At 40.4% G+C, this 13,735-nt stretch carries 17 protein-coding genes; 14 read left to right on the top strand and 3 right to left on the bottom strand.

The window, feature by feature from the left end; genetic code table 11:
• Positions 1–138: 138 nt before the first annotated feature.
• The 14 genes from paaA to ACLCEG_RS03525 all read left to right on the top strand — a co-directional run bounded on the left by paaA (position 139) and on the right by ACLCEG_RS03525 (position 12,207).
• On the top strand, positions 139–1,077 hold the full coding sequence (paaA, locus tag ACLCEG_RS03590; protein WP_410565881.1) for a 1,2-phenylacetyl-CoA epoxidase subunit PaaA: 939 nt from the start codon (positions 139–141) through the stop codon (positions 1,075–1,077).
• A gap of 32 nt (positions 1,078–1,109) precedes the next feature.
• Positions 1,110–1,400: a 1,2-phenylacetyl-CoA epoxidase subunit PaaB gene (gene paaB / locus ACLCEG_RS03585; protein WP_000389648.1), complete on the top strand. Its 291-nt coding sequence runs from the start codon at positions 1,110–1,112 to the stop codon at positions 1,398–1,400.
• Between the two features lie 12 nt (positions 1,401–1,412).
• Positions 1,413–2,168 (top strand): 1,2-phenylacetyl-CoA epoxidase subunit PaaC, encoded by a 756-nt coding sequence (paaC, locus tag ACLCEG_RS03580; RefSeq protein ID WP_410565878.1) that lies wholly within the window; start codon positions 1,413–1,415, stop codon positions 2,166–2,168.
• 16 nt (positions 2,169–2,184) lie between these two features.
• Entirely contained in the window at positions 2,185–2,685 is a 501-nt protein-coding gene (paaD, locus tag ACLCEG_RS03575; protein ID WP_272295216.1) for a 1,2-phenylacetyl-CoA epoxidase subunit PaaD, read from the top strand.
• Positions 2,686–2,708: 23 nt separating this feature from the next.
• Positions 2,709–3,770: a 1,2-phenylacetyl-CoA epoxidase subunit PaaE gene (paaE, locus tag ACLCEG_RS03570; RefSeq protein ID WP_410565874.1), complete on the top strand. Its 1,062-nt coding sequence runs from the start codon at positions 2,709–2,711 to the stop codon at positions 3,768–3,770.
• Positions 3,771–3,778: 8 nt separating this feature from the next.
• Positions 3,779–4,552 carry an enoyl-CoA hydratase-related protein gene (locus ACLCEG_RS03565; protein ID WP_410565871.1) on the top strand — a complete coding sequence of 258 codons (774 nt, stop codon included), beginning with the start codon at positions 3,779–3,781 and terminating at the stop codon, positions 4,550–4,552.
• Positions 4,552–5,343, top strand: a complete 792-nt coding sequence (gene paaG / locus ACLCEG_RS03560; RefSeq protein WP_410565868.1) for a 2-(1,2-epoxy-1,2-dihydrophenyl)acetyl-CoA isomerase PaaG — start codon at positions 4,552–4,554, stop codon at positions 5,341–5,343. The genes ACLCEG_RS03565 and paaG overlap by 1 nt, the downstream gene beginning before the upstream one ends.
• Before the next feature lie 2 nt (positions 5,344–5,345).
• Positions 5,346–6,884 (top strand): 3-hydroxyacyl-CoA dehydrogenase, encoded by a 1,539-nt coding sequence (locus ACLCEG_RS03555; RefSeq protein WP_410565865.1) that lies wholly within the window; start codon positions 5,346–5,348, stop codon positions 6,882–6,884.
• 12 nt (positions 6,885–6,896) lie between these two features.
• Entirely contained in the window at positions 6,897–8,105 is a 1,209-nt protein-coding gene (pcaF, locus tag ACLCEG_RS03550) for a 3-oxoadipyl-CoA thiolase (protein WP_032058582.1), read from the top strand.
• Between the two features lie 40 nt (positions 8,106–8,145).
• Positions 8,146–9,435 carry a phenylacetate--CoA ligase PaaK gene (gene paaK / locus ACLCEG_RS03545; protein WP_199944787.1) on the top strand — a complete coding sequence of 430 codons (1,290 nt, stop codon included), beginning with the start codon at positions 8,146–8,148 and terminating at the stop codon, positions 9,433–9,435.
• Positions 9,436–9,488: 53 nt separating this feature from the next.
• The gene (gene paaX / locus ACLCEG_RS03540) at positions 9,489–10,454 is read left to right on the top strand and encodes a phenylacetic acid degradation operon negative regulatory protein PaaX (RefSeq protein WP_000062822.1); all 966 of its coding nucleotides are present in this window, start codon (positions 9,489–9,491) and stop codon (positions 10,452–10,454) included.
• The gene (locus tag ACLCEG_RS03535) at positions 10,441–11,046 is read left to right on the top strand and encodes a DapH/DapD/GlmU-related protein (RefSeq protein ID WP_410565860.1); all 606 of its coding nucleotides are present in this window, start codon (positions 10,441–10,443) and stop codon (positions 11,044–11,046) included. Before paaX ends, ACLCEG_RS03535 begins: the two co-directional genes overlap by 14 nt.
• Before the next feature lie 77 nt (positions 11,047–11,123).
• Positions 11,124–11,507 (top strand): PaaI family thioesterase, encoded by a 384-nt coding sequence (locus ACLCEG_RS03530; RefSeq protein ID WP_198071289.1) that lies wholly within the window; start codon positions 11,124–11,126, stop codon positions 11,505–11,507.
• A 154-nt stretch (positions 11,508–11,661) separates the two neighbouring features.
• A complete protein-coding gene (locus ACLCEG_RS03525) occupies positions 11,662–12,207 on the top strand; it encodes an SMI1/KNR4 family protein (RefSeq protein WP_410566551.1) in 546 nt (181 codons plus the stop codon).
• Positions 12,208–12,379: 172 nt separating this feature from the next.
• Here the strand turns inward: ACLCEG_RS03525 and ACLCEG_RS03520 are convergent, their stop codons facing one another.
• The 3 genes from ACLCEG_RS03520 to ACLCEG_RS03510 are packed head-to-tail and all read right to left on the bottom strand — an operon-like array spanning position 12,380 to position 13,697.
• On the bottom strand, positions 12,380–12,814 hold the full coding sequence (locus ACLCEG_RS03520; protein ID WP_191102749.1) for a hypothetical protein: 435 nt from the start codon (positions 12,812–12,814) through the stop codon (positions 12,380–12,382).
• Complete coding sequence (locus tag ACLCEG_RS03515) at positions 12,811–13,014, bottom strand: hypothetical protein (RefSeq protein ID WP_198071287.1); 204 nt, start codon at positions 13,012–13,014, stop codon at positions 12,811–12,813. Before ACLCEG_RS03515 ends, ACLCEG_RS03520 begins: the two co-directional genes overlap by 4 nt.
• Positions 13,002–13,697, bottom strand: coding sequence for a hypothetical protein (locus ACLCEG_RS03510; RefSeq protein WP_410565855.1), 696 nt, complete (start codon positions 13,695–13,697; stop codon positions 13,002–13,004). The genes ACLCEG_RS03515 and ACLCEG_RS03510 overlap by 13 nt, the downstream gene beginning before the upstream one ends.
• Between the last annotated feature and the right edge of the window lie 38 nt (positions 13,698–13,735).

Genomic DNA, 13,735 nt, shown 5'->3' with positions numbered 1-13,735 from the left:
TTAACTTAATTTTATTAATTTCAATGGTTTGAATTGTTTTGTTGTTGTGAATTTAATTTGATACTAAAAAATTAGTTGACTTTGTTTTTTGTGTATCGAAAAATAGATTTAAGGGTGATGCCTACAGGGAATGAAAGAATGGAAAACAATTACCAGAAATTTGAACAAAATATTGCCAATGAAATTACGATCGAGGCTAAGGATCAAATGCCTGATGCCTACCGCAAAACATTGATTCGTCAAATCGGGCAACATGGCCATTCTGAAATTGTAGGTATGTTGCCTGAAGGAAACTGGATTACGCGTGCGCCGACTTTAAAACGTAAAGCGGTTTTGCTCGCGAAAGTACAAGATGAAGCGGGTCATGGTTTATATCTGTATAGCGCTGCAGAAACCTTAGGTGCTGACCGTGATGACATGATGGAAAAGTTGATTAATGGGAAAATGAAATACTCATCAATCTTTAACTATCCAACTTTGACTTGGGCAGATGTCGCTGCAATTGGTTGGCTTGTCGATGGGGCCGCCATTGTGAACCAAGTTGCGCTTTGCCGTACTTCATATGGGCCATATGCACGTGCGATGGTACGCATTTGTAAAGAAGAAAGTTTCCACCAACGCCAAGGTTTTGAAGCCATGATGGCTTTGGCAAACGGTACACCGGAACAAAAACAGATGGCACAAGATGCAGTGAACCGTTTCTGGTGGCCAGCACTGATGATGTTTGGTCCAAGTGATGAGCATTCTCCAAACAGCGCACAAAGCATGGCGTGGAAAATCAAGCGTTTTAGTAATGATGAATTACGTCAAAAGTTTGTCGATAACACCGTACCACAAGTGTTGCAACTTGGCTTGGAAGTACCGGACCCAGATTTAAAGCTCAATGAAGAAACAAGCCACTATGAGTTTGGCGAGATTGACTGGCACGAATTTAATGAAGTGATTGCCGGACGTGGACCATGTAATCACGAGCGTATCGAAGCACGCCGTAAAGCATGGGAAAACGGCAAATGGGTTCGTGATGCAGCAGTGGTCTACGCGAAAAAACAGCAGCTTGAAGCGAATAAAGTGGCTTAACAAGATTTATGGAAAAATTTGAGGAAATCAAAATGGAAGATAAAAACAACTGGTCGCTCTACGAAGTATTTGTACGTAGTAAACAAGGCTTAAGCCACCGACACGTAGGCAGCTTAAGAGCACCTGATGATGAAATCGCATTGCAACATGCTCGTGATGTTTATACGCGCCGTAATGAAGGAATTAGCATTTGGGTGGTTCGTTCAGAACTGATTAAGTCATCACAGCCAGATGAAAAAGCAGAATTCTTCGATCCTTCTTTAGACAAGGTTTATCGTCATCCGACTTTTTACCATATCCCAGACGGCATTGAGCACATGTAAGGGGAATGGCAAATGAATCATTCAGTTTTATCTAAATTCTTATTACATATTGGCGACAGCCAACTGGTTTTATCTCAGCGTTTGGCTGAATGGTGCGGGCATGCACCTGAGCTAGAAATTGATATTGCTTTAGCCAATATCGGCTTGGACTTGTTGGGTCAGGCAAGAAACTTTCTGACTTTGGCTGGTCAATATGATGAAGCTAAACGTGACGAAGACCAACTTGCGTATTTCCGTACTGAACGTGAGTTTTTAAACCTATTGTTGTGCGAACAACCCAATGGTGACTTTGCACAAACGATTGTACGCCAGTGGTTGATGGACCATTACCATCTCCATTTATTTACTGCTTTAGCGCAAAGCTCACTTCCTGAACTAAGCGCGCTTGCCGTGAAATCTTTAAAAGAAGTGAAGTATCACATCCGTTTTTCAACAAGCTGGATGGAACGTTTAAGTTTAAGCACAGATGAAGCGCATCAACGTGTGCAAGACGGTTTAAATAATTTATGGCGCTTTACCGCTGAATTATTTGAACTGAGTGCAGACGAGAAAGCATTAGTTGCAGAAGGCGTGATTCCAGATTTTTCAAATGAAAAAGAGCAATGGAACCAAACCATTGCAGATGACCTTAAGCGTTTTGAATTAAATGTTGCTGTGAACGGTGCTTATCGCCGTGGTGCGAAACAAGGATTGCATACCGAGCATTTGGGTTATTTGTTGGCTGAAATGCAATGTATTCAAAGAACTTATCCGGGAATGACCTGGTAAGACAAGGAGGTGAGCCATGCAAATGATTCGTCATTGCATCGACCAATGTTGGGATGTTCTACAAACGGTAAGTGACCCTGAAATTCCGGTTTTATCGGTTGTCGATTTAGGCATGATCCGCGGTGTAGAGATTAACGATCAACAAGAAATTATTGTTCGTCTAACTCCGACATATAGCGGATGCCCAGCAACAGATATGCTCAAAGCACAAATTGTTGAGGCATTTACCGCAGAAGCTTTGACACCGGTCAAAGTCATGGTCGATTTATCAGAAGCATGGACTACGGACTGGATGTCTGAAGTAGGGAAAAAGAAACTGCAAGTTTATGGCATTGCACCACCTGAAGGGTTGGCGCATCAGTGTGGAACTCACGTTCATTTAAATGATGGTGTCGAGTGCCCACGTTGTAAAAGCCGACATACCCGACTGTTAACAGAGTTTAGTTCTACCGCCTGTAAAGCACTTTATAAATGTCAGGACTGTCTTGAGCCTTTTGATTACTTCAAATGTATTTAAGTCTTTAGATAAGGAAATCAGCGATGAGCCAATTTGTACCATTAAAAGTAAAAAGTATTACGCCGCAAACCGATCAGGCAATTTGTATTGCATTTGACGTTGTACCTGAACAACAAGAACAATTTCATTTTCAACCGGGGCAACATCTAACCATTCGCCATTTAACCGAAGCGGGTGAAATCCGCCGTTGTTATTCAATTTGTAGCTATGCGGGCAAAGAAGACATCAGTATTGCGGTTAAAAAGATTGATCAGGGTCAATTTTCAAACTGGGCAAATGACCATTTAAAAGTGGGCGATGTGCTTGAAGTGATGCCACCACAAGGCGTGTTTTTTCAAAAAGCAGCCAAGATGGGCGGACAAAACTATTTAGGCGTTGCTGCGGGCAGTGGTATTACCCCAATTTTATCGATTGTTAAGCAAGTTTTGTTTGAACAACCTGAAGCTAAATTTACCTTGCTCTATGGCAATCGTTCATGGAAACAAACCATGTTTGCCGAGCAAATTATGGATTTGAAAGATCAGTTTAAAGAACGCTTTCAACTCATCAATATTTTTTCACGTGAGCTCAATGATAGTGAACTGATGAACGGTCGTATTGATGAAGAAAAGCTAAAACAACTTTTTGATTTTGAAGTGCTTGAAACGAGTTTTGACCATGTATTTGCCTGTGGTCCAGACGAAATGATGAATGCTGTAGAAAGCACCTTGCCGAACTTTGGTATTGCCAAAGAGCGAATCCACACCGAACGTTTCCATACAGGCCAAGCGCGTAAACGTAGTGTTGAAGCGGATGCAAACCGTAAAGAAGAAAAAGTAAACATCATTTTAGATGGTCGTGAACTGATTGTTTCTGTGGCTCAAGATGATGAAAGTATTCTGGATGCGGCTTTACGTGCGGGTGCCGACTTACCGTATGCCTGTAAAGGCGGAGTGTGTGCGACCTGTCGCTGTAAGGTGCTTTCTGGGGAAGTCGATATGTTCCTTAACTATAGTCTTGAAGAAGATGAAGTTGAAAAGGGCTATGTGCTTAGCTGTCAGACCTTACCAAAAGGCTCAAATGTTCGTTTGAGTTTTGATGAATAGAGGCTGTCATGCAAGAGTTGATCAAAGCCAGTACAGCTGCTGACGGTGTTTTGTTATTAACCCTAAACCGTCCGGAAAAAAGAAATGCTTTAAACAATCCGACATTGCAGTGTTTGTGCGAGTTGCTTGAAGAAGCTGAACATAATGCTCAAGTCAAAGCAGTGGTTTTAACGGGTAATGCTCAATGTTTTGCGGCTGGAGCAGATCTTAGTGAGCTAGCTGCAATGGACGCGGTGTCTTTGCAACTCGATATTCGCCCGAAGCTTTGGCAAAAAATTGATGCGTTTAGTAAGCCACTCATTAGCGCAGTCAATGGCTATGCCTTAGGCGCTGGGTTCGAGTTGGTTTTGCATTCAGACATGGTGATTTGCGGTGAAAATGCCCGTTTTGCATTACCTGAAATTGGCCTTGGAATGTTGCCGGGTGCAGGCGGAACACAGCGTTTAGCACGCTTGGTTGGACAACAGCTCACCATGCGCTGGGCCATGACAGGTGAGATGATTTCGGCAAAACAGGCAGAGCAACACGGCATTTGCAGTCAAGTGGTTCCAACTGAATTAACCGTTGAATATGCGGTTCAACTTGCAGCCAAAATTGCCAAACAAGCGCCTTTAGCGATTCGCGTGATTAAACAATCAATTAAAAGTATTCATGAAACAACGTTAAGTCAGGGACTCAAGTTTGAACGTCAAAACTTTGTCTGGCTGGCGGCTACAAAAGATCGAAACGAAGGGATTAATGCTTTCTTTGAGAAAAGAAAGCCAGTGTTTAGAGGTGAGTGATGGACTATCAAAATATTATTGCTGAAGAAAAAAATGGTGTTGGCTACCTGACATTTAACCGCCCAAAAGCACTGAATAGCTTTAACGTCGATATGCATCGTGAAGTGGCTGAGGTTTTAAACCTGTGGACCAAAAATCCGGATGTTCGCTGTGTTGTGATTAGTGGCGAAGGCCGCGGCTTTTGTGCAGGGCAAGACTTAGGCGACCGTGTAGTCGATCCAAATGCTGAAGCTCCAGATTTAGGATATTCCATTGAAACTTACTATAACCCGCTCATTAAAACGATTGTAAATATGCCAAAGCCTGTCATTTGTGCTGTAAATGGTGTGGCTGCAGGTGCAGGGGCAAATATTGCATTGGCATGTGATTTAGTGATTTCAGCTAAATCGGCAAACTTTGTACAAGCCTTTTGCCGCTTAGGTTTGGTTCCAGATTCTGCGGGTACATGGTTTTTACCACGTGCTGTAGGCCATGCGCGTGCGATGGGGTTGACCTTGTTAGGCGACAAGCTCCCAGCAGAAACCGCAAAAGAATGGGGCATGATTTGGGATGTGGTTGAAGACGCCGAGCTTAAAGCAAAAGTGACTGAACTCGCTGAACGTTTAGCGAAACAGCCTACATTTGGTCTATCTCTCATTAAAAAAGCCATTCATCAATCAAGTAATAACACCTTTGATGAGCAAATGCTTTTAGAGCGTGATTTACAACGTATTGCGGGTCGTTCCGAAGATTATCGTGAAGGTGTACAAGCCTTTATGAATAAACGTGAACCAAATTTTAAAGGGCGCTAAGCATGACAGATTTAGACTTATCTCGTGCCCGAATTGCCGTTATTGGTTCTGGCACCATGGGCATCGGCATTGCCCAGTTAGCCATCGTCAATGGACACTCGACCATTTTATATGATCTGGACGCTCAAAAAGCGCAACAAGCAGTTGAGGGCTTGGGGCAGACTTTTAAAAAGCTGGTTGAAAAGAACAAGCTCACAGAGCAGCAAGCTGATGAAGCCTTAGCGCGTTTAACTGTGGTCAATCAAGTTGATGCACTACGTGATGCTGACTTGGTGATTGAAGCAGTTGTTGAGAAAAAAGAAGTTAAACAGTCTTTATTTAAAGAGCTCGCTGAAATTTGTAGTGCGCAAACTATTTTTGCAAGTAACACATCTTCAATTTCAGTGACTGCAATTTCGGCGGGCATTGCTCACCCTGAGCGTGTGGTGGGTTTACACTTCTTTAACCCTGCGCCAGTCATGAAACTGGTTGAAATTGTACAAGGCTTAAAAACACCAAACAGCTTATGTTTGGCTTTAAAAAACTTAATGCTTGGCTGGAAAAAAATTCCGGTACTCACCAAGTCGACTCCTGGTTTTATTGTTAACCGAATTGCTCGTCCGTTTTATGCAGAGGGCTTTAGAGCACTGCAAGAACAAGTTACCAGCTACGACCAGCTAGACTATGCCTTAAAGCAATGCGGCGGTTTTGCGATGGGGCCGTGTGAACTTACCGACCTCATTGGTCAAGATGTTAACTTTTCAGTGACGCAAAGCGTTTACCAAGAGTTTTTTTACGAGCCACGCTACCGCCCAAGCCTCATTCAAAAAGAATTGGTCGATGCAGGAGCTTGGGGCCGTAAATCAAAACAGGGCTTTTATACCTATAACGAAAAAAATCAGTACGAGACATTTCAGCCTCAAGCTGTGGTTGCCAAGCCAGTCGATGCACATATTCAGCTAAAAGGGACTTGGTCTCAGCTACCTGCGTTTTTAACGCGTTTGGGTTTAAAAAGTGGATCTGCGAGCGATGACAATATCCTTCAAATTGATGATATCGACTTGCGTTTAAGCCAAGGGGAGTCGGCCAATATTCATTACTTAAGCCGTAAAGTGGTTTTGATGGATTGGCATCATGATTTTGAGCACGCAGAGGCTTTAGTACTCAGTCATAACGAGCTTTGTGAAGCAAGTGACCTCTCTAAAGTTGAGGCTTACTTTGCACAGTTTGGCATCAGCGTGATGTGGATTAAAGACCATCCGGCACTGTTAACCTTACGTACCATCGCTTTACTCATTAATGAAGCCTGTGAGGCAAGTTTACATGGTGTTGCGAGTCTGGAAGATATTGATAATGCCATGAAATATGGAGTGAATTATCCTAAAGGCCCTTACCAGTGGTTGACTCAAATGGGCGGTGCTTATGTGCTCCAAACTTTAAATAACTTATATGCACTGTATGGAGAGGAAAAATATCGCGCGAGTATCTACCTCAAGCAATATGTAGCGAAAACCCAAAACATTGCTACTCAATATTCACGTGATATGACCGAATTTGCATAATCAGGAGTCAACATGGAAGACGTTTTAATTTGCGATTTTATTCGTACCCCAATTGGACGATATGCAGGTGCCCTAAGTGCTGTACGTGCAGATGATTTAGCTGCATTGCCCATCAAATATTTAAAAGATAAACACCCGAACTTACCGTGGAATACGGTAGATGAAGTGTTTTTAGGGTGTGCTAACCAAGCAGGTGAAGACAACCGTAACGTTGCACGTATGGCAACACTCTTGGCAGGCTTACCTGATACAGTACCAGCGATGACCGTCAATCGCTTGTGTGCTTCAGGTTTAGATGCGGTAGGCCTTGCGGCACGCTCAATTAAAGCAGGCGAAGCACAATTTGTGTTGGCAGGTGGCGTTGAGTCGATGAGCCGTGCACCATTTGTACAAGCTAAACCGACCGAAGCGTTTAGCCGTACCCCTGAAATTTATGACACCACCATTGGCTGGCGCTTTGTAAATAAGCAACTTAAAGCGCAATACGGCACCGACAGCATGCCGGAAACTGCCGAAAATGTAGCTGAAAAATATCAGATTAGTCGTGAAGACCAAGATGTATTTGCATTGCGTAGCCAACAAAAAACGGCTGCTGCACAACAAAATGGTTTCTTTAACGATGAGATTTTGCCAGTCGAGATTGTAGACCGTAAGAAAAACGTGAACGTTGTTAATCGCGATGAACATCCGCGTGAAACGACACTTGAAGCACTCGCAAAACTAAAAGCGCCGTTTAAAAAAGAAGGTGGTTCGGTGACTGCCGGAAATGCCTCTGGTGTAAATGATGGCGCCGCATGTGTGTTAATTACCAACCGTGAATTTGCAGATACACATGGTTTAAAACCTTTAGCACGCGTGATTGGCATTGCAAGTGCAGGGGTTGAACCCAAATATATGGGTATAGGTCCTGTTCCTGCTGTGCAGAAAATTTTAAAGCAAACAGGTTTAACGCTAGATCAGATGGATGTGATTGAGCTGAATGAAGCATTCGCAGCCCAATCTTTAGCTTGTATGCGTGAACTTGGTTTAAAAGATGACGACGAACGCGTGAACCCAAATGGTGGTGCGATTGCGTTAGGACATCCGCTCGGTATGAGCGGTACACGTTTAGTGATTACGGCAACACGTGAGCTTAAAAAACGCGGTGGACGTTATGCACTTTGCACGATGTGTGTGGGTGTTGGGCAAGGTGTTGCACTGATTTTGGAAAACTTAAATTAATTCAGACGGTTTTAAAAATTACATAATGAGGAGATAGGCGATGGACAGCCTTACAACGGATAATGTTGAACAATTAACACTTGCAGAGCTTAGAGAGCTGCAAACTAAACGGTTAAAACAAACCCTGACTTTTGTATATGAAAATAGTCCGGTCTATAAGAAAAAGTTCGATGAAGCAGGTGTACATCCTGATGACTTCGTGACTTTAGATGATTTGGCAAAGTTTCCATTTACTACCAAACAGGATTTAAGAGACAACTATCCGTTTGGAATGTTTGCCGTACCGCAAGAACAGATTGTGCGTTTACATGCATCATCAGGTACAACGGGTAAACCGACCGTAGTGGGTTATACCCAAAAAGATATTAACACTTGGTCGGACATTGTTGCGCGTTGCTTACGCATGGCAGGTTTAACTGCCAAAGATATGGTTCAGGTTGCTTATGGCTATGGACTTTTTACTGGTGGTTTAGGCGCACATTATGGTGCCGAGCGCTTAGGTGCAACGGTTATTCCAATGTCTGGCGGCCAAACTGAAAAGCAAGTTCAGCTTATTCAAGACTTTAAACCGACTGCAATTATGGTTACGCCATCGTATTGCGTGAGCATTATTGAAAAGCTCGAGCAACAATTTGGTACTGCACGTAATACGTCTTTAAAAGTCGGTATTTTTGGTGCCGAGCCATGGACCAACGAACTGCGCCGTGAAATTGAAGAACGTCTTAATATTAAAGCACTCGATATTTATGGTTTGTCTGAGGTCATGGGGCCGGGTGTTGCCATGCAGTGCTTAGGTGAGGGTGAGGGATTAACCATTTGGGAAGATCATTTCTACCCAGAAATTATTAACCCTGAAACGGGTGAAGTTTGTAAAGATGGCGAACTTGGTGAGTTAGTCTTTACCACCATTACTAAAGAAGGCTTACCGATTATTCGTTACCGTACCCGTGATTTGACCCGTTTACTGGCGGGTGAAAATCTGGCAATGCGTAAAATGGATAAAATTGTGGGCCGTAGTGACGACATGCTGATTATTCGTGGCGTGAATGTTTTCCCGACCCAAATTGAAGAGCAAATTTTGCAAGTTCCGAATTTAGTTCCAAATTATGAAATTTTGGTGACTAAAAAAGGCCATATGGATACTTTGCATATTCGTACAGAGATGTGTCATAACTGTAATATACAGGCCAATCAGCTTGCTCAGGAGTTGATGAAACGTATTAAAACCATGATTGGGATTAGCGTTACTGTAGAAGTTGTTACAGAAGCGACCTTACCTCGTTCGGAAGGTAAGGCAAAGCGGGTAATCGATATGCGTCAGATTGCTTAACATCAAGATCATTCAGGGTATAGAATCTATACCCTGAAACTAAACGCCAAGACATGAGTATGAGTGCAAAAATACAGCAAATAATTGATTCTGTTGTAAAGAATGAAACCTTAAGTGGAACTTCGCTTATTTCGACAATTTTTGGAGATTCAGTACTTCATCGGGGTGGAAACATTAGTCTTGCAAGCCTGATTCAGTTATTAGAACTATTTGGTTTTAATGACCGTGCTGTAAGAACCTCAGTTTTTCGTTTAGTTAAAAATGATTGGTTATGTTCAGATAAAATCGGCAGAACCAGTTTTTATCGAATTACCGATTCAAGCCGTTCGACCTATTTGCAAGCCGAACAACGTATTTATAACGACCAGATGAAAGAGTGGGATCATTATTGGGATCTTATTCTGATGTCTAGCCTCGACACTGAAAATAAAGCGTTGTTAAAGAAAGAACTCGAATGGTTAGGATTTGCCAATATTTCAACAAACTTAATGGCTTATCCGGGGTGTAACCGTATTGAACTGCAACGCTTGTTGGTTGACTTAAATATGAGTGAGCAAGTGGTGGTGTTTAAAGCCGAAACTTTACAGCTCTTTAATAATTCGGTCGATACTATTGGCCGTATGCTCAGAACCAACTGGCCCATCGATGAATTACGCCAAAGATATCTACAGTTTCTCGATATTTTTAGAGAAATTGGTGTGTTGCTGATGCAGGAAAACGAACAACTCGAACCTGTTCAGGCCTTTCAAATTCGAACTTTGCTGATTCATTATTATCGACGGATTTTATTGAAAGACCCTGCATTACCGCTTGAGTTGTTGCCAACTGACTGGCCTGCGATTAGTGCACGAACATTATCAATGAATATTTATAAAAAAGTATTTGAACCTGCCGATGAATACTTCTTGTCTGTTGCCGCAACAGCAGAAGGACCAATGCCAAATGCCACAGCACATTATTGGCGCCGTTTCGGAGGTTTGGTGGCGACAAATGAGAGGTTAAATCATGCCTTGTTATAGTATTGACGGTGTTATTCCAGTCGTTAGCCCAGAAGCTTTTGTACACCCAACTGCTGTTTTAATTGGTGATGTGATTATTGAAGCGGGTGTATATGTAGGACCATTTGCTTCATTGCGTGCCGATTTTGGTCGTATTCATATTAAGCAAAATGCCAATGTACAAGATAGCTGCACCATACATGGCTTTCCACAAAGTGTAACTTTAGTTGAGGAAATGGGACACATAGGGCATGGCACAACTTTACATGGCTGTCGCATTGGTAAAAATGTTTTGGTCGGTATGAACAGCGTAATTTTGGACTATGCCGAAATTGGTGAAAACACCATTATTGGTGCAAATAGCTTAGTCAAAACAAAAGATATTATTCCGGCAAATGTATTGGCAATGGGTAGTCCTGCCAAGGTTGCACGTGATTTATCAGAACAAGAAAAAAAGTGGAAAACCAGAGGCACGCAAGAATACATTGAACTTGCACAGCGCTGCTTAAACTCAATGCAAGAAGTTCAGCCTTTAAGCTCAGAGTCAGATGACCGCCTGACCTATAAGGACTTTCGTTCTTCAAATTATCAGATTAAACAAGATAGTGTTTAAAGGCTTTTAATCGGTCGATTTCAATACACATGAGTTCATAACACTTAAGGAATACTCGCACGAGTAGGGAGACGTTTGTGCAAAAAATGGAAACTACTGCGGTTGATCAATTCGCAGAGCTATTGGGTGTCCAAGTGCTGCATCGCAGTTTTGATGAAGCGCGTTGCAAGCTTAATGTGAAAGACGAACACATGAATGCCTTGGGCGGTGTACATGGCGGTGTCATATTTTCTTTAGCTGATATTGCTTTTGCGATGGCTTGTAATGCAGGGGATACGCCATATACTGGCCTACAGGCTGATATTCGTTATATGAGCGGTGCGAAAGATAGGGTGTTACTTGCAACGGCAACAAAGGTCGGAAGTAGTAAAAAATTCGCGCATTATGAAGTTGTGATAACAGACGGTTTGAATAATAGAGTCGCTTTATTTACGTCTACGTGTTATAGGCTTGCGCCGTGATATGGGGTTAGTTTTGAGCAGAGTGCTCAGGCTAGTTTAATTTTGACACATTTGCCAAATTAAAAGTCTCTAAAAAATTAAGAGGCTTTTATATATTTTATATAAAAATCAAAATGTATTAATCTGTAATTTATAGAGATATAAATTAAATTGGATAACTAACATAGATATTGCTGCTTTTAGTGATTATGGCGAAATAGATGCAAAAATTATTGAAAATTATGCTGAAACATTAGGCTTTAAATTTCCAAAATCTTACGTTCAATTATTAAGTAAACACAATGGCTTAACACCTGAAAAGAACTATTTTCAATTTTTAGATCACAATGATGAAATCACAGATAGAGTTATTAGTTTTTATAGCTATGGTTATGAAAAGATAGAGATTTGGGATGAAGATGACCGTAAAAAATATAATGAATCTATCAAAGAGTATGAAGCAATTGAGTTAAATCAGCCTGAAGAATATATGTATGATGAATATATGTATAAAAATATGGTAATTATAGGTGATTGTGCTGGTGGTGACCTTATAGCTTTTGATTATAGAGATAATCTGAATACGGATGAGCCTGCTATTACTCTAATTTATCATGATGATCTTATTGCAATATCACCTACTCAAGATAAGTTGAGAACTATAAAAATAGCAGATAGCTTTAATTCTTTTATAGCATTATTGAAAGAAGATGATTTTTAAATATTTCTGAAATTAGAAGAACCAAATTGAACAGTTTGTCACGAGTTGATTATATTCCAAAGCTAAGTCATGGTTATTGTACTTAGCTTTGACTTATTGGGAAGGGTATACTTGAGTTAGACTTCATTTAAAATCTAATCAACTTTTATAAATAATGAGTTGTGAAGGGGTTTTATTTTTCAGGGTCTAGATAAACAACACCTAAATTAACTTTTTTATAAGGTCTGAATTCACCTTCATCAGCTTTTATTCTTTTATATTTCTCCTCAGAATAGTCTATATCTTTTACCTTAAACCCCTCAAAACTAATATAAATTAAAGCAGCCATATTAGAGTATTCCTGCATGTCTGGTTTAAAAAAGTAATATTTTTTTGCAATAGGCTTTAATGTAAAGCTACCATCTTTATTTGAAACAAGCTCGGGAGCGTCATTTGGAGTTAAACCATTAAATCCAATAAAGCCCTTTTGTTGTCTTAGAGGTTCTTTCGTAGCGTTATTATAAATATAGCCTGTCACTTCCGGAGTAAGATAAATTTCTTTCTGTGAGCAAGCTGTAAGAGTTACTGTCATACAAAAAAAGAGTAGCAGTGTTATTATTTTTTTCATTGTTTTGAGATTCCTGAAATAAATAAAAGCCCAGTTACATCTTTTTTATTTGCAACCATATTTTTATCCCAATTTGGAATTGTTGTTAAATTACCTTTGGCATATTTCATCAAATCTATTTCTCCTGATGTAGGGTAGCTTGTCCCAGATTTTGGAACTTGCCAAATCTCTGATGAACTATGGTGTGTTATTGAATCCATGATCCTTCCAAGGGAAGTTTTTCAAATCTTTCTGCTGGAAGTAATATGCCTTTACTTGTTCTTCTATCATGAAAATAAAAGTCGGTATGATGAGAAATAAGGTCATCAAATTTAAGTTGTTTTTGCCAAATGTACTTTATGAGGCAGACATGATAGCTAAAAAAATCTTCAAATTTATTAAAATCATTTGAAGAACGTAAATAGCCTCCAATTTTATTCCAAAAATTTTGATCAGGATTCATGTTTGCCATCAATGCGACAAGGTTCATTGAATCAACTTCTTGGATCTTTATATGTTGAAACTCGATATTGATTTCTAAAATCGCATCTTTGGTAGTTTTGCCATTTTGTTTAAACTCTTTCGCAATTAATAAGATGGTTGTCATTTCTGAAAAATGGCAAACGTCTTTTAAATTACAATATCTATAGTAGGTATTTTCTAATATCTGATCTAAATTTCTTTTATGTGTTGTCTCTGTCATACATTCAATATAAAAACATTCAGCTATTAAGTAGTCGCCTGCTGAGGCAAAGAAGCCAAAAGGAATTTTTCTCAGTTTTTGATAGTTGTCATCTATTTTTAAAATAATATTTTCTTTTTCATTGCCATAATGTAATACACCTCTTCTGTCCGTTGCCAGAATGGCAAAATCATTCAGATTAAAAGCTATAACTAAAGACATAATAATTACAAATATTTTTTTAATATATAATATAATTT

It is taken from the genome of Acinetobacter sp. H1(2024), from assembly GCF_046557555.1.
Classification (GTDB): Bacteria; Pseudomonadota; Gammaproteobacteria; order Pseudomonadales; family Moraxellaceae; genus Acinetobacter; species Acinetobacter seifertii.
The sequence above is the reverse complement of the archived record's forward strand: the minus strand, read 5'-3'. Positions and strand labels throughout refer to the sequence as shown.

Coding starts and splice junctions, on each gene's coding strand:
- ACLCEG_RS03565 (WP_410565871.1), top strand. CDS start 3,779: ATGCAAGAGTTGATCAAAGCCAGTACAGCTGCTGACGGTGTTTTGTTA.
- paaD (WP_272295216.1), top strand. CDS start 2,185: ATGCAAATGATTCGTCATTGCATCGACCAATGTTGGGATGTTCTACAA.
- pcaF (WP_032058582.1), top strand. CDS start 6,897: ATGGAAGACGTTTTAATTTGCGATTTTATTCGTACCCCAATTGGACGA.
- ACLCEG_RS03520 (WP_191102749.1), bottom strand. CDS start 12,814: ATGAAAAAAATAATAACACTGCTACTCTTTTTTTGTATGACAGTAACT.
- paaX (WP_000062822.1), top strand. CDS start 9,489: ATGAGTATGAGTGCAAAAATACAGCAAATAATTGATTCTGTTGTAAAG.
- paaB (WP_000389648.1), top strand. CDS start 1,110: ATGGAAGATAAAAACAACTGGTCGCTCTACGAAGTATTTGTACGTAGT.
- paaC (WP_410565878.1), top strand. CDS start 1,413: ATGAATCATTCAGTTTTATCTAAATTCTTATTACATATTGGCGACAGC.
- paaA (WP_410565881.1), top strand. CDS start 139: ATGGAAAACAATTACCAGAAATTTGAACAAAATATTGCCAATGAAATT.
- paaG (WP_410565868.1), top strand. CDS start 4,552: ATGGACTATCAAAATATTATTGCTGAAGAAAAAAATGGTGTTGGCTAC.
- ACLCEG_RS03535 (WP_410565860.1), top strand. CDS start 10,441: ATGCCTTGTTATAGTATTGACGGTGTTATTCCAGTCGTTAGCCCAGAA.
- paaE (WP_410565874.1), top strand. CDS start 2,709: ATGAGCCAATTTGTACCATTAAAAGTAAAAAGTATTACGCCGCAAACC.
- ACLCEG_RS03515 (WP_198071287.1), bottom strand. CDS start 13,014: ATGGATTCAATAACACACCATAGTTCATCAGAGATTTGGCAAGTTCCA.
- paaK (WP_199944787.1), top strand. CDS start 8,146: ATGGACAGCCTTACAACGGATAATGTTGAACAATTAACACTTGCAGAG.
- ACLCEG_RS03510 (WP_410565855.1), bottom strand. CDS start 13,697: ATGTCTTTAGTTATAGCTTTTAATCTGAATGATTTTGCCATTCTGGCA.
- ACLCEG_RS03555 (WP_410565865.1), top strand. CDS start 5,346: ATGACAGATTTAGACTTATCTCGTGCCCGAATTGCCGTTATTGGTTCT.